Annotated in this window: 29 protein-coding genes; 13 read left to right on the plus strand and 16 right to left on the minus strand. The window is 73.0% G+C overall.

Going from position 1 to position 23248, the window contains the following annotated elements; genetic code table 11:
- Nucleotides 1-909, plus strand: a complete 909-nt coding sequence (locus ACTJKO_RS15935) for an SDR family oxidoreductase (RefSeq protein ID WP_440690128.1) — start codon at nucleotides 1-3, stop codon at nucleotides 907-909.
- Between the two features lie 93 nt (nucleotides 910-1002).
- Here the strand turns inward: ACTJKO_RS15935 and ACTJKO_RS15940 are convergent, their stop codons facing one another.
- Together ACTJKO_RS15940 and ACTJKO_RS15945 are read right to left on the minus strand one after the other, a co-directional pair.
- Complete coding sequence (locus tag ACTJKO_RS15940) at nucleotides 1003-1713, minus strand: SGNH/GDSL hydrolase family protein (protein ID WP_440690129.1); 711 nt, start codon at nucleotides 1711-1713, stop codon at nucleotides 1003-1005.
- Nucleotides 1714-1769: 56 nt separating this feature from the next.
- Nucleotides 1770-2558: an NRDE family protein gene (locus ACTJKO_RS15945; protein ID WP_440690130.1), complete on the minus strand. Its 789-nt coding sequence runs from the start codon at nucleotides 2556-2558 to the stop codon at nucleotides 1770-1772.
- Nucleotides 2559-2623: 65 nt separating this feature from the next.
- Between ACTJKO_RS15945 and ACTJKO_RS15950 the strand changes: the two genes are divergently transcribed.
- The 8 genes from ACTJKO_RS15950 to ACTJKO_RS15985 all read left to right on the plus strand — a co-directional run bounded on the left by ACTJKO_RS15950 (nucleotide 2624) and on the right by ACTJKO_RS15985 (nucleotide 9443).
- Entirely contained in the window at nucleotides 2624-3988 is a 1365-nt protein-coding gene (locus ACTJKO_RS15950; protein WP_440690172.1) for a bifunctional phosphopantothenoylcysteine decarboxylase/phosphopantothenate synthase, read from the plus strand.
- 52 nt (nucleotides 3989-4040) lie between these two features.
- On the plus strand, nucleotides 4041-4439 hold the full coding sequence (locus tag ACTJKO_RS15955) for a DoxX family protein (protein ID WP_440690131.1): 399 nt from the start codon (nucleotides 4041-4043) through the stop codon (nucleotides 4437-4439).
- The gene (locus ACTJKO_RS15960) at nucleotides 4436-5257 is read left to right on the plus strand and encodes a YqjF family protein (RefSeq protein ID WP_440690132.1); all 822 of its coding nucleotides are present in this window, start codon (nucleotides 4436-4438) and stop codon (nucleotides 5255-5257) included. Before ACTJKO_RS15955 ends, ACTJKO_RS15960 begins: the two co-directional genes overlap by 4 nt.
- Entirely contained in the window at nucleotides 5254-5688 is a 435-nt protein-coding gene (locus tag ACTJKO_RS15965; RefSeq protein WP_440690133.1) for a DUF1810 domain-containing protein, read from the plus strand. Before ACTJKO_RS15960 ends, ACTJKO_RS15965 begins: the two co-directional genes overlap by 4 nt.
- Nucleotides 5689-5790: 102 nt before the next feature.
- Nucleotides 5791-6441 carry a GntR family transcriptional regulator gene (locus ACTJKO_RS15970; RefSeq protein ID WP_440690134.1) on the plus strand — a complete coding sequence of 217 codons (651 nt, stop codon included), beginning with the start codon at nucleotides 5791-5793 and terminating at the stop codon, nucleotides 6439-6441.
- 174 nt (nucleotides 6442-6615) lie between these two features.
- Nucleotides 6616-7077: a MarR family winged helix-turn-helix transcriptional regulator gene (locus ACTJKO_RS15975; protein ID WP_440690135.1), complete on the plus strand. Its 462-nt coding sequence runs from the start codon at nucleotides 6616-6618 to the stop codon at nucleotides 7075-7077.
- Between the two features lie 282 nt (nucleotides 7078-7359).
- Complete coding sequence (locus ACTJKO_RS15980) at nucleotides 7360-8223, plus strand: phospholipase (RefSeq protein ID WP_440690136.1); 864 nt, start codon at nucleotides 7360-7362, stop codon at nucleotides 8221-8223.
- Between the two features lie 71 nt (nucleotides 8224-8294).
- On the plus strand, nucleotides 8295-9443 hold the full coding sequence (locus tag ACTJKO_RS15985) for a low temperature requirement protein A (RefSeq protein WP_440690137.1): 1149 nt from the start codon (nucleotides 8295-8297) through the stop codon (nucleotides 9441-9443).
- A gap of 75 nt (nucleotides 9444-9518) precedes the next feature.
- Here ACTJKO_RS15985 and ACTJKO_RS15990 read toward each other — a convergent pair whose 3' ends face one another.
- The 4 genes from ACTJKO_RS15990 to ACTJKO_RS16005 all read right to left on the minus strand — a co-directional run bounded on the left by ACTJKO_RS15990 (nucleotide 9519) and on the right by ACTJKO_RS16005 (nucleotide 11515).
- Nucleotides 9519-9845: a hypothetical protein gene (locus tag ACTJKO_RS15990; protein ID WP_440690138.1), complete on the minus strand. Its 327-nt coding sequence runs from the start codon at nucleotides 9843-9845 to the stop codon at nucleotides 9519-9521.
- Entirely contained in the window at nucleotides 9842-10471 is a 630-nt protein-coding gene (locus ACTJKO_RS15995) for a hypothetical protein (protein ID WP_440690139.1), read from the minus strand. Before ACTJKO_RS15995 ends, ACTJKO_RS15990 begins: the two co-directional genes overlap by 4 nt.
- A complete protein-coding gene (locus ACTJKO_RS16000) occupies nucleotides 10468-11022 on the minus strand; it encodes an RNA polymerase sigma factor (protein WP_440690140.1) in 555 nt (184 codons plus the stop codon). The genes ACTJKO_RS15995 and ACTJKO_RS16000 overlap by 4 nt, the downstream gene beginning before the upstream one ends.
- A gap of 109 nt (nucleotides 11023-11131) precedes the next feature.
- Nucleotides 11132-11515 (minus strand): MmcQ/YjbR family DNA-binding protein, encoded by a 384-nt coding sequence (locus tag ACTJKO_RS16005; RefSeq protein ID WP_440690141.1) that lies wholly within the window; start codon nucleotides 11513-11515, stop codon nucleotides 11132-11134.
- Nucleotides 11516-11598: 83 nt separating this feature from the next.
- Here ACTJKO_RS16005 and ACTJKO_RS16010 point away from each other — a divergent pair, with 83 nt between their 5' ends.
- Complete coding sequence (locus ACTJKO_RS16010) at nucleotides 11599-11898, plus strand: excalibur calcium-binding domain-containing protein (RefSeq protein ID WP_440690142.1); 300 nt, start codon at nucleotides 11599-11601, stop codon at nucleotides 11896-11898.
- Nucleotides 11899-11925: 27 nt separating this feature from the next.
- Here the strand turns inward: ACTJKO_RS16010 and epsC are convergent, their stop codons facing one another.
- The 3 genes from epsC to ACTJKO_RS16025 all read right to left on the minus strand — a co-directional run bounded on the left by epsC (nucleotide 11926) and on the right by ACTJKO_RS16025 (nucleotide 14614).
- A complete protein-coding gene (gene epsC / locus ACTJKO_RS16015; protein WP_440690143.1) occupies nucleotides 11926-12510 on the minus strand; it encodes a serine O-acetyltransferase EpsC in 585 nt (194 codons plus the stop codon).
- Nucleotides 12507-13445: a cysteine synthase A gene (gene cysK, locus ACTJKO_RS16020; protein WP_440690144.1), complete on the minus strand. Its 939-nt coding sequence runs from the start codon at nucleotides 13443-13445 to the stop codon at nucleotides 12507-12509. The genes epsC and cysK overlap by 4 nt, the downstream gene beginning before the upstream one ends.
- Nucleotides 13446-13576: 131 nt before the next feature.
- Nucleotides 13577-14614 carry a dipeptidase gene (locus tag ACTJKO_RS16025; RefSeq protein ID WP_440690145.1) on the minus strand — a complete coding sequence of 346 codons (1038 nt, stop codon included), beginning with the start codon at nucleotides 14612-14614 and terminating at the stop codon, nucleotides 13577-13579.
- 39 nt (nucleotides 14615-14653) lie between these two features.
- On the opposite strand from ACTJKO_RS16025, the gene ACTJKO_RS16030 reads away from it, so the two are divergent.
- The gene (locus ACTJKO_RS16030; protein WP_440690146.1) at nucleotides 14654-15229 is read left to right on the plus strand and encodes a GNAT family N-acetyltransferase; all 576 of its coding nucleotides are present in this window, start codon (nucleotides 14654-14656) and stop codon (nucleotides 15227-15229) included.
- Entirely contained in the window at nucleotides 15226-15741 is a 516-nt protein-coding gene (locus tag ACTJKO_RS16035) for an SRPBCC family protein (protein WP_440690147.1), read from the plus strand. Before ACTJKO_RS16030 ends, ACTJKO_RS16035 begins: the two co-directional genes overlap by 4 nt.
- Here ACTJKO_RS16035 and ACTJKO_RS16040 read toward each other — a convergent pair.
- From ACTJKO_RS16040 to ACTJKO_RS16070, 7 genes are all read right to left on the minus strand, one after another.
- Nucleotides 15689-16198 carry a GNAT family N-acetyltransferase gene (locus ACTJKO_RS16040; RefSeq protein WP_440690148.1) on the minus strand — a complete coding sequence of 170 codons (510 nt, stop codon included), beginning with the start codon at nucleotides 16196-16198 and terminating at the stop codon, nucleotides 15689-15691. The two genes, ACTJKO_RS16035 and ACTJKO_RS16040, sit on opposite strands and share 53 nt — an antisense overlap.
- A 4-nt stretch (nucleotides 16199-16202) precedes the next feature.
- Nucleotides 16203-17606 (minus strand): LLM class flavin-dependent oxidoreductase, encoded by a 1404-nt coding sequence (locus tag ACTJKO_RS16045; protein ID WP_440690149.1) that lies wholly within the window; start codon nucleotides 17604-17606, stop codon nucleotides 16203-16205.
- Nucleotides 17607-17638: 32 nt separating this feature from the next.
- Nucleotides 17639-18100 carry a Fe-S cluster assembly sulfur transfer protein SufU gene (gene sufU, locus ACTJKO_RS16050; RefSeq protein ID WP_440690150.1) on the minus strand — a complete coding sequence of 154 codons (462 nt, stop codon included), beginning with the start codon at nucleotides 18098-18100 and terminating at the stop codon, nucleotides 17639-17641.
- The gene (locus ACTJKO_RS16055; protein ID WP_440690151.1) at nucleotides 18097-19407 is read right to left on the minus strand and encodes a SufS family cysteine desulfurase; all 1311 of its coding nucleotides are present in this window, start codon (nucleotides 19405-19407) and stop codon (nucleotides 18097-18099) included. The genes sufU and ACTJKO_RS16055 overlap by 4 nt, the downstream gene beginning before the upstream one ends.
- Nucleotides 19408-19492: 85 nt before the next feature.
- A complete protein-coding gene (locus ACTJKO_RS16060) occupies nucleotides 19493-19705 on the minus strand; it encodes an antitoxin (protein WP_440690152.1) in 213 nt (70 codons plus the stop codon).
- Between the two features lie 96 nt (nucleotides 19706-19801).
- The gene (locus tag ACTJKO_RS16065; protein WP_440690153.1) at nucleotides 19802-21094 is read right to left on the minus strand and encodes a chloride channel protein; all 1293 of its coding nucleotides are present in this window, start codon (nucleotides 21092-21094) and stop codon (nucleotides 19802-19804) included.
- Between the two features lie 31 nt (nucleotides 21095-21125).
- Nucleotides 21126-22109, minus strand: a complete 984-nt coding sequence (locus ACTJKO_RS16070) for a magnesium and cobalt transport protein CorA (protein ID WP_440690154.1) — start codon at nucleotides 22107-22109, stop codon at nucleotides 21126-21128.
- Between the two features lie 142 nt (nucleotides 22110-22251).
- Here ACTJKO_RS16070 and ACTJKO_RS16075 point away from each other — a divergent pair, with 142 nt between their 5' ends.
- On the plus strand, nucleotides 22252-23109 hold the full coding sequence (locus ACTJKO_RS16075) for a tryptophan-rich sensory protein (protein WP_440690155.1): 858 nt from the start codon (nucleotides 22252-22254) through the stop codon (nucleotides 23107-23109).
- The last annotated feature ends 139 nt before the right edge of the window (nucleotides 23110-23248 follow it).

The raw sequence follows: 23248 nt of genomic DNA on the forward strand, positions 1-23248 counted from the left end.
ATGCCGCAGATCCCCGACCAGACCGGCCGCCGCATCATCGTCACGGGCGCGAACAGCGGGACCGGTCGGGAGACCGCCACGCGCCTCGCCGCGGCCGGCGCGTCCGTCGTCCTCGCCGTCCGGACCCCGTCGAAGGGTGAGGACGCCGCGGCGTCGATCCGCACCGACCACCCGGACGCCGACGTGGAGGTCCGGGAACTCGACCTCGCCGACCTGTCCAGTGTGCGCCGCTTCGCCGCCGGGGTCCTCGCCGAGGACCGCCCGCTCGACGTGCTCGTGAACAACGCTGGTGTGATGGCACCGCCGCGGCGCTTCGAGACGGTGGACGGCTTCGAGCTCCAGTTCGGGACGAACTTCCTCGGCCCGTTCGCGCTGACCAACCTCCTGCTGCCCGCGCTCCTGCGCGCGTCCGACCCGCGCGTGGCGACGATGTCGAGCATCGCGGCGGTCCCCGGTCGGATCCGCTTCGACGACCTGCAGTGGGAACGCGGGTACAACGGCTGGCGCGCCTACGCACAGTCGAAGCTCGCGGACCTCCTCCTCGCACTGCACCTGCACCGCCTCGCCGTGGAGCTCGACTGGCCACTCGTCAGCACCGCGGCGCACCCCGGGTACACCCGCACGAACCTCCAGTCGGCCGGCAGGTCCCTCGGCCGGGCGAAGCCGGTGCGGGCGAGCAACCGGGCGCTCCCCTTCACGCAGGACGTCGCACAGGGCTCCGAGCCGCTGCTGTACGCGGCCGTGGGCCCGAACGCGGTCGGGGGTGCCTACTACGGACCGTCCGGCCCCTTCGGGCTCGTCGGTCCGACCACCACGGCGTCGATCCCCCGGTCGGCCCGGAGCGCGGACCTGGCCCGGTCGCTGTGGGCGGTCGCCGAGGACCTCACCGGGACGACGCCGCCCGCCTGAGTCACCGGTCGGGAGGCGCGGCGCGGTCCCGTCCCGCCGGTGCAGCCCGGTCCCGCGCGGCCTGCGCACGGGCGGCCCGGCGCACGGGCGCGATCAGAACTGCACGTCGTCCCGCGCGAACGCCGCCGCCACCGCAGCCTCGATCGCGCGCTGCCCGCGGGACGTCGGGTGCACGTCGTCCGACTGCATCCACTCCGGGTGCCCGCGCAGCGGTTCGCCGATGTCGACGAAGGTCCCGCCCTCCTCCTGCACCGCCGACCGGAGTGCGTCGGAGATCGACGCGAGCTGGTCGGGAGGGGCCTGCTCGGCCCAGATCGCGCTCAGACCGATGACGCGTGCGTGCGGCAGGAGGCGGTGGACGTCGGCGACGAGCTCCTCGCTCGCCCCGTCCACCTCGTCGTCGTCCTGGCCGAGGTCGTTCGAACTCGCCTGGACCAGCACCACCGCGGGACGGAGGTCGACCGCGCGCTGCACGAGCGCCTCGTAGGTGCTGTCGCACGCGTCACCGTCACCGGCCGTGAGCACCCCGGCGCCGTCGCACGACAGGTTCGTGAGCTGCCACCGCTCCTGCTTCGCGAGCATCGCGGGCCACGCCTCACCGTCCGCGAGACCGTGCCCGCCGGTGATCGAGTCACCGATGACGACCACACGCGCTCCCGGTGCACGGTCCCACGGCCGGGCCGTCCGGGTCACCACGGAGGTCGGGGTCGCGGCGACCGTGGCGTCCTCGGCGCATGCTCCGAGCGCGAGCACGGCGGCGAGCGCCGTCACCGTGGCGAGGAGGGAGCGTGTTCCGCAGATCACGCTCGGACGCTACGCGCGTCGTCTATGGCGTGACCGGTCCCGCGCTGTGGCGGGGTTCAGGCGCGGTGGAGCTCGACGGACCCGTCCAACCGCCCCGGCTGGGTGAGTCGGGCGTGCTGCAGCACCGTGCGCGAGGGACCGACCGCCGCCGCCACGATCGACAGCGTGGCGACGTGCCCCTCGCGTTCGTGGGCGTCACGGAGGATCGCGTCCGGGTGGTCCGTCGGCAGCGCGGCCGAGTCGGCGAGCAGTCCGAACCACCCGCTCCACCCGTCGCCCGCGTCGTCGCCGGCGTCGACGGCACGGAGTTCGTCGAACGGACCGAGCTCCGGCGGGCCGACGGGAGCGTCGACCGCCCGGAACGCGTCGAGCCACCGCCCGATGCGTGGCGCGACCGGGTCGTCCGGTTCGCCGTGCGTGACCATGTGCACGCCCGGTCCGAGCGGCGTGGTGCGGACCCGGGAGCCGTCCCACGTCACGACCTCGGCGCCGTCCGCCGTGGCGCGCACGAGGTTGAACGCGCGCGTGGTCGGCAGCGTCCCGTCCTGTCCCGGCAACGCGCCGGCGACGGCGTCGAGCGGCACGACGCCGCGGGTCGTCCAGGTGCCGTCGGCGCTCGGCACCGCTTCCCCGCGGTTGAGCACGACCGCGAGTCCCGCCGAGTCCGACGCCGCGAGCCACGCTCCGCCGGCGGACCGGTCACGGACGCCACGGACGGCGGGGTCACGGTCGGGCCACCACGCGGCCGGTGGGTCCCACGGCCGCTCGGGCGACTCGTCGCGGAGGGCGAGCATCGTGACGGGCCACTCGGACCCCGGGTCGACCCGGACGACGACGGTGCACATGCGATCGATCCTCGCACGCCGCCGCGGGTAGCGTGACGGGCGTGAACGCACCAGCAGAGCGCCGTCTGACCGTCGTCGTGGGGATCACCGGGGGCATCGCCGCCTACAAGGCCGTGGGGGTGGTCCGCGGACTCGTGCGGCTCGGGCACGACGTGCACGTCGTCCCGACCGAGGGGGCGCTCCGCTTCGTCGGACTGCCGACGCTCGAGGCGCTGAGCCGGAACCCGGTGACGACGAGCGTGTTCGACGACGTCGCCGAGGTCCGACACGTGTCCCTCGGCCGCCGCGCGGACCTCGTGGTCGTCGCCCCCGCCACCGCCGACGCCCTCGCCCGGATGGCCGCCGGTCTCGCCCCGGACCTGCTCGGCACGACGCTCCTGGCGACCGAGGCGCCCGTCGTGGTCGCACCCGCGATGCACCCGCAGATGTGGGAGCACCCGGCCACCCGGGCGAACGTCACCGTGCTCCGGGAGCGCGGCGTCCGGTTCGTCGGGCCCGTCGTGGGCGCGTTGACGGGCGACGACGCCGGGATGGGGCGCATGGCGGAGCCGGACGACATCGTCGCCGGCGCGCTCGCTGTGCTCGGCCAGGGCGCGGACGCAGGACGACCTGCGGCAGCCGACCCGCGCCTCCCGGTCGGCGACGGCGGATCGACCGACGGGCGCGGCGATGCCGGACCGACCGACGGGCGCGGGGCCAGTGCGAGCGACAAGGCGGGCGCGACCGACCTCGCGGGGACCGGCGCCCGTGGCGAGCAGGGCGACCTCGCCGGGGTGCGCGTCCTCGTCAGCGCCGGTGGCACCCGCGAGCCCTTCGACCCCGTCCGCTTCGTCGGCAACCGGTCGAGCGGCCGCCAGGGCCTCGCGATCGCCGCCGACGCCGCTCGGCGCGGGGCGGACGTCACGGTGGTCGCTGCGAACCTCGACGCCTCGCTCACCCGCGACCTCGAGGCCACGGTCGTGCCCGTCGGGTCCGCGCTCGAACTGGCCGAGGCGGTCCACGCCGCCGCAGCCGATGCCGACGTCGTGGTGATGACCGCCGCGGTCGCCGACTACCGTCCCGCCGAGGTGCACGCCGAGAAGCTCAAGAAGGACGCCCAGGGCGACCGCCTGACGCTCGAGCTGGTGCGGAACCCCGACGTCCTCGCCGACCTCGTGGCGTCCCGGCGGACGGGCCAGATCATCGTCGGGTTCGCGGCCGAGACCGAACCCGACCGCGCCGCACGCATCGAGCTCGGTCGCGCCAAGATCGCCCGGAAGCCCGCTGACCTGCTGGTCGTGAACCACGTCGGCTGGTCGTCGGGGTTCGAACGCGAGGAGAACGCGATCGAGGTGCTCGTCCCGGGCGGCGAGGTCGTCCGCGAGACCTCCGGCAGCAAGGCGGACGTCGCCGCGGCGATCCTGGACCTCGTGGCGACCGCGCTCACCTGACACCCCGGGTGCTCTCGGTGCGCGTCGAGGACGACGCGGGCACGATGGGTCCATGCGACGACGCGAGCGCGAACGACGCGCCACCCGTACCGCCGCCGGTCTGGCCGTCGTGCTGGGCGGCGCCGGTGTCACCCACTTCGTGCGGCCGCGCGGCTACGACCGCATCGTTCCCGACGCACTGCCGCCCCGGTTGACCACCCTCGCCTCCGGGGCCGCCGAGCTCGGCATCGCGACGGGTCTCGCGATCCCGGCGACGCGTCGGGCGGCCGGGTGGGCGGCGGCGGCGCTGTTCCTCGCGGTGTTCCCCGCCAACCTGAAGATGGCCGGCGACCTGCTCGACAGTCCGCGGTCGAGCCGGACCATGCGGCTCCTGTCCGTCCTCCGCCTGCCGCTGCAGGCACCGCTCGTCGCCTGGGCCGTGCGCGTCGGCCGGCACGCGCCGAAGCGGTGACCGAGCCGTCGCGCGCCCGTGCCGCGGTGCCGCTGCTGCACCGCCCGGTCACGGTGCACGCGTGGGAGGACATCGTGTTCGCCCACTGGCGGCACGAGCCGGCCTCCCTCGCACGCCTGGTCCCCCGCGGCACACGCCCGGACGTCATCGACGGCAGCGCGTGGGCCGGGCTGTCGGCCTACGTCTTCCGCGAGACGCGCGTCCCGCCGTTCCCGCCGTCCGGACGCCTCGGCACCATGACCGAGGTCACGATCGAGGTCCCGACGGTGGACGACAGCGGCCGCCGCGGGGTCGTCTACCGCACGGTGGACACCGCCAACGTGCCCGCCATCGTCGCCGCGCACGCGCTGCTCGGGGTGCCGTACACGTTCGCGCACGCACGCGCGCGGCGGCGCGGGGACACGCTGTCCTACCGATCGGTGCGACACCCGGCACGCGCCCTGCACCCCGTGCGGTGGGTGCGGGGGCGGACGGCCGGTGGGCTGCCGGGGTCGCCAGGCGCGCTGGCGAGGACGGGAGGCACGCCGCAGCCCCGTCACGACGTGGCCGTCCGGGTCGTGGCCGGCGCCGTCGTCGACACCCCGTTGGCGACGGAGCTCACGACGCGTCAGGGCATCCACGCACGACACCTCGCCCAGACGCTGTTCTGGCAGCGGCAGCACCCACCGCTGACGATCCGTGCTGCCCACGCCGAGCGACTCGACGGAGACCTGCCGGACGCCGTCGGCATGCCCGGGCTGTTCGACCGGGAGCCCGACTCGCTGCTCGTGGTGGACGGCACCACGGTCCGGTACGGCTGGGGGGACGTGGTCCGGTGAGCACCGACCAGTACGACCTCGACCGCTTCGTCCGCGCGCAGGACGGCGTCCACGACACCGCGCTCGCCGAGCTGCGCCGCGGACGGAAGTCGTCGCACTGGATGTGGTTCGTGTTCCCGCAGCTCGTCGGGCTCGGCCGCTCGACCACGGCGCAGCGGTACGCGATCTCCGGACTCGGGGAAGCGCGGGCGTACCTCGGGCACCCCGTCCTCGGCCCGCGGCTGCACGAGGCGTCCGCGGCGGCGGCGGACGCGCCGGCACGGACCGTCGACGACCTCCTCGGCGGCATCGACGCCGTGAAGCTGCGTTCCTCGATGACGCTGTTCGCCCGTGCGGCTGCGGACGCCGCTCCGTTCCGCGCCGTGCTCGACCGCTGGTACGACGGGGAGGAGGACGCGACCACGGTGCGCCTGCTGGGACTCGACGACTGACACGCTGCCGACCGAGCGCAACACCGTTCGTATATCAGGTACCGTGAGGCGCGGGTCCCCTGCGCGACCCGTCCGCCGCCCTCCCGAGCCGAAGGAACCCGCATGCCGGTCCCGACCAGCGCACCGACCGAGCACCAGCTGCTCCGCGACACCGTGCGTCAGAAGATCCACGACGCGATCATGGACGGCACGCTCGAGCCCGGCGAGCGCCTCAACGACGACGAGCTGATCGCGTGGCTCGGCGTCTCCCGCACGCCGATCCGCGAAGCGCTGAGCCAGCTCGCCCGCGCCGGCCTCATCGAGATGGCACCGAACCGGTACACGCGCGTGACCACACCCGACCCGGCCGAGGTGGTCGAGGCGCTCCAGACCCTGGGCGTCCTGTTCGGCGGCGTCGTGCGGCTCGCGGTCCCGCGTCTCGGTGCGACCGCGAAGAAGAAGATCCTCGCGAAGCTCGACGCGACCATCGCCGACTACGAGTCGCACGACGTCAGCGCCGTGAACCACGACGCCCTCGACGTCTTCGCGCTCTACGTCGAGGAGTGCGGGAACGAGAACCTGCAGCGCGTCTGCCGCGACACGATGGACGGTCTGGCGTTCCGACTGCGGCTGCCGAACCTCGACGAGCTCGTCGACTGGGACCAGCAGACCGCCGACTTCCGGCGCCTTCGCGAGGCGACGGCGTCGGGCGACAACATCGCCGCGGAGCTGGCCACCGAGGCGATCCACCTCCTCCCGGGCGAGAAGCGCTGAGACGACTGAGCACCCGCTCAGGAACCGCCGGTCTCGCGCGTCCGAGGCGGGCGGTTCGTGGTCCGCGCGGGGCACGGCGACCGCTCCGGCGTCCGGCGGGCGGCTGTCAGTCACCCGCGCCGCCGAGCCGGTAGCATCACCCGCGACCACCCGCCGCAGGACCCGGAGCACCGCATGAGCCACCGTCAGCCGGACCGTACCGAGATCGCCGCACGACTGGCCGCGGCGGTCGGGCGGATCAACCGGCGCGCGCGGTCCGACTCGGCCTCCCTCGGGTACGGCATCGTCTCCGCGCTGGCGACCATCCAGCGCGAGGGACCCCTGCGCCCCGGCGACCTGTCGCGGATCGAGGTCGTCACGAAGCCGACGATGACCCGCATCCTCACGGAGCTCGAGCAGCGGGGGTTCATCGAGCGGGAAGCGGACCCGCGGGACGGCCGGGCCTTCATGGTCAGTGCCACACCCGAGGGCATCGCCGCCGTCGAACGAGCCCGCTCGAACCGCACGGGCATCGTCGCCGGACTCATCGCAGGCTTGCCCGACGCGGACGTCGACGCGATCGCGGGAGCGCTGGACGCACTCGAACGGGTCGCCCAGGGCGAGGGCGCCCAGGAAGCTCCCACCTCCGGCCTCTGATCGAGGCGTTACCGAACCGTTACCAAGGGGTGGACGGACGGTTCTGCCAGCGACCCTGGACGGCACGTCCAGCATGACCGGTCATCGTGGCCGCTTCGCCCAGCGGCGACCACCCGCGGTCGCCCGCCGGCGGACGGACGGGCCCCACACCACCGTCCGGTCCTCCCCCGGCTCGCGAGCTCCCGACGACGGACGTCACCCCGTCCGTCGTCCTGCGTGCTCCCCCACCCCGCACGCAGCGTCACGAGCTGCGCACCACGAGCCGGCCGACCACCGGAATCGATGACAGGACGCAACACCGCACTCCCCACGACCACCGCCTCGACCCGACGTGAGGCCCTGAACACCCCGAACCGACGACTGCGCCGCGCGCTCCGGCGTCCGACCACCCTCATGGTCGGAGGCGCCGCGGTCCTCGCCGTCGTCGGCGGGATCGCGACCGTCGGCACGCAGCCCGCCATCGGCGAGGCACTCGGCATGCCGACCGCCAGCACCACGCCCGCACCGGCGCTCGACGGCACCGCCCTCGACCGCGCCCAGGCCGCCGCGACCATCGCCACGGCGCAGAGCGTGGTGGACACCGCCAACGGCAAGACCGACACCTCGGGCCTCGAGCGTCGCATCGACGCGCTCGACGACTACCGAACGCTCTCCGGTGCCGCACTCACCTCCCGCATCTCCTCGACCGTCGACGCCACCACCGAGGTCGCCGCCGCCAGCGCCATGCAGGACAAGCGCGACGCCGACGCGAAGGCCGCCGCAGCCGCCGCGGCCGAGCAGGCAGCTGAGGCGCGGGCAGCGGCGGCAGCAGCCGCCCGCAAGCAAGCCGCCGCGAACACGCCCGCGGGCGCCAAGGCCACCGCCAGCGCCCTCGCGTCGTCCGAGTACGGCTGGGGCGCCGACCAGTTCCAGTGCCTCGACAGCCTGTGGACCAAGGAGTCCGGCTGGAACTACCAGGCGGTCAACGCGAACGGCGGCGCTACCGGCATCCCGCAGGCGCTCCCGGGTTCGAAGATGGCGACGATCGCCTCGGACTGGCGGACCAACGCCACCACCCAGATCACCTGGGGGCTGCGGTACATCAGCCAGTCGTACGGCACGCCCTGCGCCGCGTGGGCGCACTCGCAGGCCTCGAACTTCTACTGATCGGGCACGGCCACGCACGACGAACGACTCCGGGTCCTGCACCCGGGGTCGTTCTCGTGTAGGCATACCGGGTGACCTCCATCGGACTCCGCCGCATGGTGCCCCGGGACCCCGCCGAGGGACACCGGGCCGCCAGCCCCCTCGAGCTCCTCTTCGACCTGGTCTTCGTCGTCGCCGTCGGGTTCGCCGCATCGAACCTCCACGAGATCGAGGTCGAGGGGCACGTGTCCTCCGCCGTCCTCTCCTACGCCTTCGTCTTCTTCGCGATCTGGTGGGCGTGGATCAACTTCAGCTGGTTCGCGACGTCGTTCGACACCGACGACTGGCTCTACCGGGTGATGACCTTCGTGCAGATGGCGGGCGTGCTCGTCCTCGCCGCCGGGGTGCACGCCGCGATGGTCGACGGGTCCACCGGGATCGTCGTCGTCGGCTACGTCGTGATGCGCTTGGCGCTCGTCGGGCAGTGGCTCCGCGCGGCCGCCTCGTCGCCGGAGTACCGACGCACAGCGCTCCGGTACGCCGTGTCGATCGTGGTCGTCCAGGTGCTGTGGGTCGCCGCACTGTGGCTCCCCCACCCGACGGCCACGGCCACCGTCCCCGTGCTCATCCTGCTCGAGGTCCTCGTGCCGCCCTTCGCGGAGGCGGGCAGCCGCACGACCCCGTGGCACACCCGTCACATCGCAGAGCGGTACTCCCTCTTCACGCTCATCGTCCTCGGGGAGGGGTTGGTGGCCTCCGCGAACGCGGTCATCGACGGGATCGCGCACGCCGACCACCTCGGCTCCCTCCTCGTGCTGGCCGCGTGCGGGCTCGTCATCGTCGCCGGACTCTGGTGGATCTACTTCTCACGGGAGCAGCACGACCACATCCGTTCCCTGCCCACCGCCCTCGTGTTCGGGTACGGCCACTACTTCGTGTTCGCCGCCGCCGGAGCGCTGCCCGCCGGCATCGAGGTCGCCGTGAGCGCCGACGCGGGCGAGGCCGACCTGTCGCACGTGACCGTCGCCGCCACGATCGCGGTGCCGGTGGCCCTGTTCGTGCTGTCGATCTGGGCGCTCGCGCTGCGGCCGTCGTTGACCACGGGGTGGAACGTCGTCGTCGTGGTGCTCGCGCTCGCGGTGCTGGCCAGCATCGCGGTGCCCACGGTCACCCTGGTCGCGACCGCGGTGCTCGTCGCGGCGATCGTCGTGGTCCTGGAGGTCGCGGACCGCGCTCGGTGACCGCCCGTGGGACGGGAGGCGCGGTGCAGGTCCGCACCGCGCCTCCCGTCCGCACCGCCGGCAGCCCGGAGTGCGTCAGCCGACGCGCGCGATCCGGACGTCCACGCGGCTGAGCTCGATGCCCCGTGCGCTCGCGGCGGCGAGCGCGGCCAGGTGCGCCGCGTGCGCGGTCTCCGGCGCCGGTCGGGAGCCGTCCGTCCCGATCACGATCCGCAGGACGTCGCCGTCCAGGACCACCCGGGCCACCGACGAGCGGGCCGCCAGGGAGCGTGCAGCCGCCACCGCGCTGCCGAGGGTCGGTCGAGCGCGGTACAGCTCGGCGACGCCGGGCACGGCCAGCACGGCCTGCTCGACGGCCGCGAAGGCCTCGTCGGTGGCCGAGGTCGGGTCGGTGGTGCTCATGCGTCCTCCTCGGGGGTCACGGTGTCCGGCTCCGTCCGGGCGGGGAGCAGGTCGCGGACGACGACGTCGATCGCTTCGAGCTCGAGGTGCGTGTGCGCGGCGAGCACCTCGGCGACCGCCGTCCGCACGAGTGCCGCGGCCGTCGGGATGTGCGTGCCGTTCCGCACACCCACCTCGACGGTCACCCGCACGGGCGCGTCGAGCTGCACGACCTCACCGTCGAGGGAGCACCGGGTGACCACGACACCGGGCACCGTGTCGCCGGCGGCGCGGATGAGGGAACGGATGGCTCCCTCGGTCACGACGGGCTGCTCGGTCGGCGCCGCGGGCCGGAGCGGGACGTCACGGCCAGCACGCGCCTCGAGCGAGATGTTCGCCAGGACGCCGCTGATCCAGGACTCGTCGGCCGGTGCCTCGGCTGCGGCAGCGGCCTCCAGCGAGCTCTGGGACGACTGCCGGAGTCGCACGATCGCGGCGAGTGCGTTCTGGCACGCGGGCGAGTCGTCGATGCTCGGGTCCGCCGGAAGCATGCCGGCGTCCAGGTAGTCGGCGAGCTCGTCGATCGTGTGCCCGTCGAGGTCGTCGGGCTCGAGTGACTCGAGCCGGACGGTGTCACGGTCGGTCATCGCCATCCCTCCATCAGACGGATCATGTTCTTCCTCGCCCGCGACAGCAGTCCGCGGACCGTCGAGGGCGGCAGGTCGAGTTCCTCTGCGATGTCCTCGTACCGGTACTCCAGCACTTCCTTCATGATCCAGCACCGCCGTTGCAGCTCGGGGAGTTCGGCGAGCGCCGCCTCGACCGCCTGCTCGCGCGAGCGGGCCTCCGCCACACGGTCCGGAGCGTCTGCCGCCGGCGCTTCCACCTCGAGCTCGGTGACGTCGTCGTGGAACCGGCGCGCGCGGATGCGGTCGATGCACTTCCGGCTGAGGATCCGCATGAGCCACGACTTGACCCGCGCGCCGTCCTCGAGCCGGTCGAGCCGGTTCCACGCGGTGATGAAGGTCTCCTGCACGACGTCGTCGAGTTCGTCGGTCGAACCGAGGGTCCGCCGGGCGTAGGCCCGCAGGAGCGGGGTGTACCGGCGGATGAGGACCTCGAACGCCCGGACGTCACCGTCGGACGCGCGACCGGCGAGGACGGCGTCGTCGAGGTCGGTGAGGGGCTGGTGGGACACGCGTTCCTTCTACTGCTGGTGGGTGGACGTGGGCTGGGCGGAGCGGCCGTCGCCCCCCGCACCGATGGGACGTGTCGAGGGCGCGGATCGTCACACACGAGTTCGACGGTCACTCGGGGCGCGTCCGCAGGACCGGGTCGATCGGACGCTTCGCCGCAGGCAGCTTCGCGACGACGAGGTCGTAGGCGTTGCCGACCAGGTCCTCCACCAGGGTCTCGTCGATGCCGTCGCCGGGAGCGAGCGTGATCCAGTGCTGCTTGTTCATGTGCCAACCGGGGGTGATCTCGGCGTGGTCGCGGACGAGGGCGGCACCGTGCGGCGGCGCGCACTTGAGGTTCACGATCGGGACGCCCCGCAGCTCGGACGTCATCGCGAACATCTTCCCGACCACCTTGTAGACGAACGCACCCTCGCCGAAGGGTTGGGTCTCCGCCACCGCGGGCAGGGCCATCGCGGTCCGGGCCGCGACCTCGTGCAACGTCTCGCCGTCCATGCGTCGAGCATGCACCACGCCGCCGACGTCGCGCCTCGTTCTGGGGTGGTCGTGGACGCCGTGACCTGACGTACTCTCGGGTCGTGCGACTCACCCGAACCCTCAGCGTCACCGCCGCCGCCACCGTGCTCGCCGCGTCCGTCGTCGTCGGCGGCGCCTCGACCGCGCAGGCCGCCGCGACCACCTACGCGAACTGCACCGCCGTGCACAAGGTGTACTCCGGCGGCATCGCGAAGAAGTCCGTCACGAAGAACCGCGTCACCTCGAAGGGCAAGGTCTCGTACCGGGCGCTGCAGGGCACGGTCAAGAAGGACGACGCGCTCTACTCGGCGAACAAGAAGCTCGACGCCGACGGCGACGGGATCGCCTGCGAGAAGAGCTGACGCGCGCTCGCGCGGTCGTCCGCTCGCTCAGAGCGTCGGCACGCCCTCGTGTCCGGACCGCGGACGCGCCGTCCCCGCCACACCCGTCACGACGGAACCCGCCGGCACGTCCTTCGTCACCACGGTGTTCGCCCCGACCACGGAGTCGGCTCCGACCGTGATCGCCCCGATCAGCGACGACCCGGCCCCGAGCACCACGCGGTCCCCGACCGCCGGGTGACGACGTGCCCCCGGCCCGTGGTCGCCGCCGCGGCCGCCGAGCGTCACGCCGTGGAAGAGCACCACGTCGTCCCCGATCACCGCGGTCTCCCCGATGACCACGCCCATCCCGTGGTCGATGAAGAACCGTCGACCGATGCGGGCTCCGGGGTGGATCTCGATCCCCGTCACCGACCGGGCGATCTGCGCGATCACCCGCGCCGCGAACCGCGAACCGGGCAGCCCCTCCGCGATCCACAACCGGTGGGTGAGCCGGTAGGTCCAGATGGCGTGCAACCCCGAGTAGACGATGGCGTTCTCGAGGTCACCACGGGACGCGGGATCACCGCGACGTGCTGCGGCGAGGTCCTCCCGGACGGTCCGCAGCACGCCTCGTCGGACGGGACGACTCACGCAGTGAGCCCCTCGAAGAGCACCGTCGACAGGTAACGCTCGCCGGTGTCGCACACGATCGCGACGATCCGCTTGCCGGCGTTCTCGGGCCGCGCAGCGATCTCGATCGCGGCGTGGATGATCGCACCCGAGGAGATGCCCGCGAGGATGCCTTCCTGCGTCGCCAGGTCGCGCGCGACACGGAGCGCGTCGTCGAGCTCGACGTCGAACACCTCGTCGATCACGCTCTGGTCGAGGACCTCGGGGATGAAGTTCGCGCCCATGCCCTGGATCTTGTGCGGACCGGCCTTGCCCTCGGTGAGCAGGGGCGAGTCCTTCGGCTCCACCGCGACGATCTGCACGCCCGGGACCCGTTCCTTGAGGACCTGGCCGACCCCGGTGATGGTCCCGCCCGTGCCGACGCCCGCGACGAACACGTCGACGTGTCCCTCGGTGTCGCGCAGGATCTCCTCCGCCGTGGTCTTCCGGTGGATCGCCGCGTTCGCCGGTGTCTCGAACTGGTGGGCGAGGATCGCACCCGGGGTCTCTGCGACGATCTGCTCGGCGCGCGCCACGGCCCCCTTCATGCCCTCCGGCCCCGGCGTGAGGACGACCTCGGCCCCGTAGGCGCGGATGAGGGCTCGGCGTTCGACGCTCATGGTCTCGGGCATCGTGATGACGACGCGGTAGCCCCGCGCGGCACCGACGAGGGCCAGCGCGATCCCGGTGTTGCCGGAGGACCCCTCGACGATCGTGCCGCCGGCCTGCAGCGCGCCGGACTCCTCGGCGGCGTCGATGATCGCGACGCCCAGGCGGTCCTTCACGCTCGCGCCCGGGTTGTAGAACTCGAGCTTCGCCAGGACCTCGGCGCCGCCCTCCTTCGGGAGGCGGTTCAGCCGGACCAGCGGCGTGTTCCCGAACGCCTGCGAGATGTTGTCGTGGATCGTGCCGCTCATCGGTACCGTCCTCATCGGGTCTGGTCGCGTGCCTCCGCCCTGGAGGCACGGCGTGCGGTGCGATCCTAGCGATCAGAGCCAGGGCGGGGCTGTCCGATGACGCGCGGTCGCCCCCCACGGTCCGCCCGGGGTCAGCGCAGGTGGACCGTCCGGGCGAACCGCTCGTCGGTCGCCTCGAGCACGCGGAGCACGTTGCCGCCGGCGAGCGCCCGCAGGTCTGCTCCGCTCCAGCCCCGCCGTTCCAGCTCCGCCGCGAGCACGGGGTACCGGGACACGTCCCGCAGGTCCGGCGGCAGCACCGGCGTGCCGTCGTAGTCGCCACCGAGTCCGATGTGGGCGGCACCCGCGACGTCCCGCGCGTGCTCGACGTGGTCGGCGACGTCCGAGACGGTCACGAGCGGCGGTTCCCCGTCGGACCCGGCGGCCTCCCAGGCAGCCCAGTCCCTCGACACGAAGGCCGGCACGAACGTGATCATGACGACCCCGCCGTTGTCCGCGAGCCGGGCGAGCACGTCGTCCGGCACGTTCCTGGGGTGGTCGTTCACGGCGGTCGTCGACGAGTGGCTGAACACGACCGGCTGCGTGGCGACGTCGAGGGTGTCCCGCATGGTCGTCGGCGCGGTGTGGGACAGGTCGACGAGCATCCCGATCCGTTCCATCTCGGCCACGACCTGGCGGCCCCGGTCGGTCAGGCCGCCGTGCGGGTGCGATCCGGTCGCCGAGTCCGCCCACGGGGTGTCGTCGTTGTGCGTGAGCGTCATGTAGCGGACCCCGAGCCGAGCGAGGTCGCGGAGCACCGCGAGGTCGTCCCCGATCGAGTGCCCGCCCTCCGCGCCGAGCAGCGAGGCGATCCGCCCGGACGCGATCGCCGCGCGCACCTCGTGCGCCGTCCGGGCCAGCGCGAGCGAGTCCGGGTACCGCTCGACGATCCGGTGCGCGAGGTCGACCTGCTGCAGGGTGGTGCGCACGGGGTCCGGGTCGTCCGCCGGCACGAACACGGACCAGAACTGCCCGACCACGCCCCCGGCCCGCAGCTTCGGCAGGTCGGTGTGCAGCGAGCCGACCTCGCTGTCGATGCCCTCGACCCCGGAGTCGTGCGTGTCCCGTCGTTCCCACGGCAGGTCATTGTGCCCGTCGATCACCGGGAACGAGAGCTCGTCGAACGTCATGCACCCGACGCTACCGCGGCTCGTCGTTAGGCTCGGCGGATGGACCCCGTGACGCTCCGCACCGACCGACTCGTGCTGTCCGTACCGACGGCCTCCGACGTGGACGCCATCGTGGCGTACGCGAACGACCCGGACGTCATCGCGTTCACCCCGGTTCCCGTGCCGTACGGGCGCGAGGAGGCGCTGCACTGGGTCTCCGAGCTCGTCCGACCGGGGTGGGCGGAGGACACCCGCTACGAGTTCGGGGTCCGCCTGGCCGACGACCCCCGGCTGCTCGGCACCGTCGGCCTCTTCGGGTTCGTCGACGGCGCCGCCGAGATCGGGTACGCGATGCACCCGGACGGCCGCGGCCGGGGCTACCTGACCGAGGCCGCGTCCGCGGTGCTCGAGTGGGCGTTCGCACCGACGCCGCGGGGGCTCGGACTCGTCCGGGTGCAGTGGCGCGCGATCGCGACGAACGAGCCGTCCGCGGCCGTCGCGCGACGACTCGGACTCCGGTTCGAGGGCCGACTGCGCTCGGGCGTCCTCCACCGGGGGCGACGGCACGACCAGCTGCTCGCGGCCGCGCTCCGCGACGACGACCGCTCGGTCGCGACGGTCTGGCCGATGGCGTGACCGTCGCGTTCCGGGTCGAGACCCGACTCGCCGCTCCGCCGGCTCGCGCGTTCGACCTGTCGCTCGACATCGACGCGCACGAGCGGTCGCTCGCCGGCACGGGTGAGCGCGCGGTCGGCGGGGTGACGTCCGGTGCGATCGGCCTCGGCGAGACCGTGACGTTCCGAGCGCGGCACCTCGGGGTCGTCTGGCGGTTGACGAGTCGCATCACCGCACTGGAGGCGCCCCACCGGTTCGTCGACGAACAGGTCCGTGGGCCGTTCGCCCACTTCCGGCACGAGCACCGCTTCGAGCCGACGGCCGGCGGCACGCGGATGGTGGACGAGATCACCTTCCGCGCGCCGTTCGGCCCGCTCGGTCGGTTGGCGGAGGTGCTGGTGCTCGCCCGGTACCTGCCGCGGCTCATCAGGGCGCGGAACGCGGTGCTCGCCGAGGAACTCGGCGGTCCCGGGAGCGCCGTCAGGGACGCGGGTCGGTCGCGGCGACGTGGGTCAGGGTCGGTGTCCCGGTGAGCGCGTGCGGGAACGTGACACCGGTCGGTCGGAAGCCGCCGGCCCGGTAGAGGCGGAGCGCCCGCTCGTTGTCGGCGAGGACGTGCAGGGCGACGCGCTCGTGACCGGCTCGTCCCGCCGCGTCGAGCGCCTCCCGAACGAGTGCCCGCCCGACGCCGCGAGCCTGCAGGTCGGGTCGGACAGCGAGCAACGACAGGTACGCGGCGTCCTCCGGATCACCGCTCCGGCCGGTGCCCGGTTCCGTCACGAGGGCGAAGCCGTCGAGCACCCCGCGCTCGTCGCGGACCACGACGAGCGCGACCCGCGGCGCACGGAACTTGTCCTCGGCGCGGACGCGCACGGCCGGGTCTTCGGCGACGCCGTCACGGACGGACACCGCGGTGCACCAGAGCCGGACGCAGTCGGCGACGTCCGCGTCCGTCCCCGCCCTGGCGAGGGGGACGGGACCGGTCAGCACCCCGTCAGCCTACGACGGTCGCCTGACCGACCCGGAAGGAGGCGCCGCGGTGTTCCGCCGGGAGCCGGTCCCCACGTCCGTGCAGCTTGTGCCGCAGGGAGCCCGCCGTGTACTCGTCCGGGTAGACCCCGCGGGCCCGGAGCTCGGGCACGACGAACTCGATGACGTCCTCCCACGTGCCGGGGGTCACCGCGTACGCCAGGTTGAACCCGTCGACGTCCGTCTGCTCCTGGATCTCCACCAGACGGTCGGCGATGGTGGCGCCGCTGCCGACGGTCACCGGGCCGAGGCCACCGATCGCCGTGTGTCGCGCGAGGTCGCGGATCGTCCACGCCGAGCCGTCCTCGCCGGTGGCGGCGGCGATGTTGGCGGCGGCGGACTGGATCGCGTTCGACTCGACGTCGCCGAGCGGCTCGTCGAGGTCCCACTGCGACAGGTCGACGCCCATCCAGCCGGAGTTGAGCACGAGCGCGCCCTCCTCCGACGCGTACGAGAGGTAGTCGCGGTACTTGGCCTGCGCCGCTTCGTCGGTGGCATCGGTGATGACGGTGAGCAGCGAGTAGACGCGGGCGGCGTACCGGTCGCGACCAGCCGCCTCCAGGGCGTCGCGGACCTTGCGGACGGTGACCGCGAGCTGTTCGACGGTCGGCGCGCCGACGAAGACGGCCTCGGCGTTCTCACCCGCGAACCGGAGGCCGCGCGGTGAGGCACCGGCCTGGTAGACGACCGGGGTGCGCTGGACCGACGGCTCGGAGAGGTGGATGCCGGGGACGTTGAAGTGGGTGCCGTGGTGCTCGATCGGGTGCACCTTCGCCGGGTCGGTGAAGACGCCGGTCTCCCGGTCCGCGACGACCGCGTCGTCCTCCCACGAACCCTCCCACAGCTTGTAGAGGACCTCGAGGTACTCGTCGGCGACGTCGTACCGGTCGTCGTGCGAGAGCTGGTCGGTCTGGCCCATGTTGCGCGCGGCGCTCGGCAGGTAGCCGGTGACGACGTTCCAGCCGACGCGGCCCTTCGTGAGGTGGTCGAGCGTCGACATGCGGCGGGCGAACGGGTACGGGTGCTCGTACGCCGTCCCCGCCGTGATCCCGAACCCGAGGTGCTCGGTCACGGCCGCCATCGCGGAGACGAGCAGGATCGGGTCGTTGACCGGCACCTGGGACCCGGTCCGGAGCGCTGCCTCGTTCGTCCCCCCGTACACGTCGTACGTCCCGAGGACGTCCGCGATGAAGATGCCGTCGAACCTCCCGCGCTCGAGCAGCTTCGCCAGCTCGGTCCAGTACGTGAGGTCGTTGTAGTGCCGCGAACGGTCCCGGGGGTGCCGCCACAGCCCGGAGGACTGGTGCGCGACACAGTTCATGTCGAACGCGTTGAAGCGGATCTGTCGGCGGTCGCTGCGGGGGCTCACGGCGGCGACGCTACGACGGGGACCGGCCGAGGTCACGCACGGTGACGAACCGTGACACCCGCCTCACGCACGGCGGCCTCGGCCGCGACCCAGGCGAGCATGCCGCACTTCACCCGCATGACGAACTTCGAGACGCCGTGGAAGGCGACGAGGTCCTCCAGGACGTCCTCGTCCGGTTCGCCCACGCCGCGCGACCGCATCATCGTGCGGAACGCGTCGCTGAGGGCGAGGAGCTCGGTGGTCGTCCGACCGACGGCCATGTCCGTGAGCACGGACGCCGAGGCCATCGAGATCGAGCACCCGTCACCCTGCCAGGCGAGTTCGGCGATGCGGTCGGTGCCGGGTTCGAGCCGGACCCGGACGGTGATCTCGTCGCCGCACGTGGGGTTCCGCTCGAAGTGCTCGGCGTCGGCGGCCTCGAGCGGGCCGTCCCCGTGCCGGGCCTTGGCGTGGTCGAGGATGACCTGCTGGTAGAGCGAGTCGAGGGAGCTCACGGACGGGCCTCCCCCGCGCCGAAGTAGCCGCGCACCTCGGACACCGCCTGCAGGAACCGGCGCACGTCCTGCTCGGTCGTGTAGACGTACGTGCTCGCACGACTCGTGGCGGCCAGCCCCAGTCGACGGTGCAGCGGCTGGGCGCAGTGGTGCCCCGAGCGGACGGCGATGCCCTGCGCGTCGAGGTACTGCGAGACGTCGTGCGCGTGCACGCCGTCCACGTCGAAGGACACGAGCCCGGAGCGGGGCACGCCGGCGGGCGGTCCGACGACGCGGACGCCCGGGACCTCACGGAGCCCCTCGAGCATGTGCTGCGCGAGGTGCTCCTCGTGGGCGCGGACGCGTTCCATCCCGATGCCCTCCAGGTAGCGGACGGCCTCGGCGAGCGCCACGGCCTGCGACACCGGCTGCGTCCCCGCCTCGAACCGCTCCGGTGCCGGCATGAAGTCGGTCTGCTCCATGGTCACGGTGGTGATCATCGAACCGCCGGTCCGGAACGGCGGCAGGGCGTCGAGGAGCTCGCCGCGACCCCAGAGCACGCCGATGCCGTTCGGCCCGAGCATCTTGTGGCCGGAGAACGCCGCGAAGTCGACACCGAGCCGCTGCACGTCGAGCGGACGGTGCGGTGCGGACTGGCAGGCGTCGAGCACGACGAGGGCGCCGTGCGCGTGGGCGGCGGCGACGACGGCGGAGACCGGGGCGACCATGCCGGTGACGTTCGAGACGTGCGCGAACGCGACGACCTTCGTCCGCTCGGTGATGCGGGCGACCGCCTCCTCGGCGGTCCAGGTGCCGTCGTCGGCGACCGGCACCCAGCGGAGCGTCGCGCCGGTGAGCGCCGCCAGTTCCTGCCAGGGGACGAGGTTGGCGTGGTGCTCGGCCTCGGTGACGAGGATCTCGTCACCCGGCCCGGTCCGGAACCGCTCGGCGTCCACCCCGCCCCGGCCACGGCTGGCGTTCGCGATCCCGTACGCCACGAGGTTCAGGGCGTCCGTCGCGTTCGACGTCCAGACGACCTCGTTCGGGCTCGTCGCGCCGATGAAGCCGGCGACCGTGGCGCGGGCGTCCTCGTAGGCGTCGGTGCTGAGCGCCGCCAGCGTGTGCGCGCCTCGGTGGACGGCCGCGTTGTCGTGCTCGAGGAACCGACGTTCGGCGTCGAGGACCTGGCGGGGACGCTCCGCGGTCGCACCCGAGTCGAGGTACGCGAGGGGGTGGCCGTTGACCTCCTGCGCGAGGATCGGGAAGTCCCGGCGGATCTCCTCGACCTCGGACTCGGAGAGCGGTTGGTTCGGCGCAACGACAGTCACCCGACAATCGTCGTCCCTCGGCGTCCTGGCGTCCAATCGGGGTCCGGCCCCGGACGGCTCGGTCCGGGGCCGTCCGAGTCGCTGCCTACTGGTTGCCGACGTGCTTGTCGGCGGCGTCGCGGGCACCGTCGATCTTGTCGTCGAACTTCCCACCCGTCGCCTTCTTCACCGCGTCGGCGACGCCGTCCAGCACCTTGTCGCTGATGCCCTCGGCCTGCTCGCTCTTCAGGGCGTCCTGGACCTTGCCGTTCTGCAGGAACTCCTGCGCCTTCTTCGTGATGTCGTCGAACCCCGCCATCGGCAGCTCCTCACCTCGGTGCGGAGCCCACTGCCCCGCTGTGCGGCCGATGGTAGGCCGGGAGGCGGTGACGCGTCCGGGATCGTGGTGGTCTGCTCAGACCATCTGAGCGCTCCGCCGACGTGCGAGGACGTGGGCGACCGCGACCGCGCCGGCGACGGCCAGGAGGGACGGCACGAGGATGTCCGTCCCCTGCTGCGTGAACTCCACGACGAGCACGAGGGCGGTGAACGGTGCGCGCATGGTGGTCGCCAGGAACGCGGCCGCGCCGACGAACGCGAACGCGGCGAGCCCCGGACCGTCGGCCGGCCACAGCAGGAGCCACAGACCGCCGAGCCCGCCGCCGACCGCTGATCCGATCGCGATCGACGGGGTGAGCGTGCCGCCGACGGCCCCCGCTCCGATCGTGGCCGAGGTCGTGATCGTCCGGATGAGCCCGAGCACGAGGAGGAACACGATCGGGGACAGTCCCGCGACCGAGCCGGCGTCGAGGGAGGCGTTCATCGCGACGAGCCCGAGCGCGCGCCCGTTCCCGAGGATCTCCGGGAACGGCACCGCGATGAGCCCGACCATGGCGAAGACGACCGGCAGCACGACGAGCAACCGCCAGCCCTTCGGGGCCAGGCCCTGCAGCCGGTTCGTGAGCTTGACGAACCCGACACCGGCGAAGCCCAGCGCCGGCCCGACGAGCACGGCCCACACCACCAGCGACGGGGAGAGGTGCATCGCGGGCACGTGGTAGAGCACCTCGTCGGGGATGACGAGCCGCGCGACGAAGGCGGCGATCGCACTCGTCGCGAACGCCGGCACCGCGGTCGCGAGCGTCAGCTCCCCGAGCAGGACCTCGACCGCGAACAGCGCGCCGCCGAGCGGGACGTCGTACACGGCGGCGAGACCCGCGGCCGCACCACAGGCGACGAGGATCCGGGTCTCGCGGTGGGTGAGCCCGGCGCGCGCGGTGACGAGCTGGGAGAGCCACGCACCGATCTCCCGCGGCGCGACCTCCTTGCCGATCGACGCACCGAGTCCCACGGCGAGGATCTGCACGCCCGCGTTCGCGATGGTCGAGAGGGCCGGCATCCGCTTCCCCCCGACCGCAGCGGTGACCGACACGACCGGCCGGGCCCAACGCCGGAGCGCCCACCACGCGACGGCGGTCAGGACACCGGCAGCGGCCAACGCGAGGAAGCGGTTCAGCGCCGACGGGGCCTGCGCCGCCTCGAGGTGCCCGCCGAACGGGAAGCCGAACGCGACGAACTGGATGAACTGCAGCGCGAACCAGACCGACAGCCCGGCGATGCCACCCGCGACCCCGACGAGTGCGGTGACGACGGCGAGCTTCAGCGCCCAGCCGGGCGTCCCGCTCGTCGCGTTGCCGGAGTGCGCCACACCGGGAAGCCTACCGGGCCCCCGTCGCTGGTCAGAACCACCGCTTGACCTTGAACACCACCCAGAGCACCGCCGCGAAGACCACCATCGCGACGAGCGCCAGGGGGTAGCCGAGCGGCCACTTCAGCTCGGGCATGTTCGTGAAGTTCATGCCGTAGATCGCCGCGACGAGCGTCGGGGCGAAGAGGATCGCCGCCCACCCGGAGATGCGCTTGGTGTCGTCGTTCTGCTTCTGCGCCGCGAGCGTCGAGTCGACCGTCAGGGCGTTCTGCAGCAGCTGACGGAACGTGTCCAGACGTTCGACCGTCCGGATGGCGTGGTCGAGGACGTCGCGGAAGCGGCGCTGCATCTCGACCGGGAGGTGGTACTTCTCGGCACCGCGGTGGAGGTTCTCGATCATGTGGATGAGCGGCCGGGCCGCCCGTTGGAAGTCGACGACCTCGCCGAACAGCTCGTAGATGCGTCGGGAGACCCCGGCCACACCGGCGAAGAGCTGCTCCTCGATCTGGTTGATGTCCTCCTCGAGGCCGTCGATCACCGGCACGTAGCCGTCGACGATCGAGTCCATGAGCGCCCAGAGCTGCGCCTGCGGGCCGACCGTCACGAGTCCGGGCTTGCCGCTCATGCGCTGCAGCGCCCGCGGGACGGTCTGCTTCCCGCGTGGATCCGCCTGCACGACGGCGAGGAAGAAGTCGTCGCCGACGAAGGCGTGCACCTCGCCGAACTCGACCTCCTCCTGACGGTCGTTGTACAGCGCGGGTTTGAGCACCGCGAAGAGCGTCGAACCGTAGCGTTCGAGCTTCGGGCGCTGGTGCCCCTCGGCGGAGTCCTCGACCGCGAGCTCGTGCAGGCCGAGCGCGACGGCGACGTCACCGAGCTCCTCGGCGTCGGGCTGGTGGAGCACGATGCATGCGCTGGCGCCCTGGTCCTCCAGCATCCGAAAGGTGTCGTCGAGCGACGGACTCGGGATCGGTGCGATCCGGTCGACGTAGACGGTGTTCAGCTCGACGCTCACCCGCCCACCGTACGCAGACGCGGGGCCCGCGGGACGCGACGCGCGTGACGGAGGCGAGCCGCGCCTCCCGGCTGTCCCCCGACTCGCTGGACGCTCCCTGCGCGACGCGACCGATCGAACGCCTACGGTGCAGGTCATCAGCATGCTGACGAAGGGAACGGTCATGAGGCGGATCTGGGAGCGGATCGCGGTCGCGGTGAGCGCGGTCGTCGCGGTGGTGGGCGCGTTCGTCGGCTCGGGTGCCGCCGGTGGGACGCCGATCCAGGACGCCGCGGGAGGAGCGCTCTCGGCCTCGTCGACGGCGATCGCTCCCGACGGGCCGGCGTTCTCGATCTGGAGCGTGGTCTACGTCGGGCTCATGGCGTACGCGGTCCGGCAGTGCTTCCGCACCGCTGACGACGCCCGGCACGCACGGCTCACGGTGCCGGCCGTGCTGTCCCTGCTGCTCAACGCGGCGTGGATCCTGTCCGTGCAGTTCGACTTCCTGTGGCTCAGCGAACCGATCATCGTCGCGCTGCTCGCCGTGCTGGTGTGGGCGTTCGTGCTGCTGCGGCGTTCCCGGCCGTCCGGGATCGTCGAGGCGATCGTCACCGACGGCACGTTCGGGCTGTACCTCGGGTGGGTCTGCGTCGCGACGGCGGCGAACACGGCGGCGGTGCTCGCCGCTGCAGGCTACCGGGGCTCCGGGCTGTCGCAGGACGTCTGGGGCGTCGTGGTCGCGCTCGTGGCCGGCGTCGTCGGGGTCCTCGTGGCGGTGTGGGGTCGCGGGCGCCTGGCGCCGACGGCGTCGCTCGCGTGGGGGCTGGCGTGGGTGGCGGTCGCACGGGTGGACGGTCCGCTCGTGTCGGTGCCGACCGCGGTGGCAGCGGTGGTGGCAGCTGCTGCGGCGGTCGTCGTCACGCTCGTGGCGCGGGTGCGGACGGCCGCGCCGTCCGGCGCCGCCGCGGCGGGCGCCGCTGGCGCGGCTGGCGCGGCCGAGGCGGGCCGAGTCTCGCGGTGAGCGACGGTTCTCGCGCTCGAACGCGCGAGAACTGTCGCCCAGGCCGAGTCTCGGGCGCCCCGGCCCGGCGCGCCGCAGGCGGCCGCGCGGATGCGCCGCGTTCTTTCGCGCTCAGCGACAGTTCACGCGCGAACGCGCG

Origin of the sequence: Curtobacterium sp. 22159, from assembly GCF_052045775.1 — a bacterium.
GTDB lineage: Bacteria > Actinomycetota > Actinomycetes > Actinomycetales > Microbacteriaceae > Curtobacterium.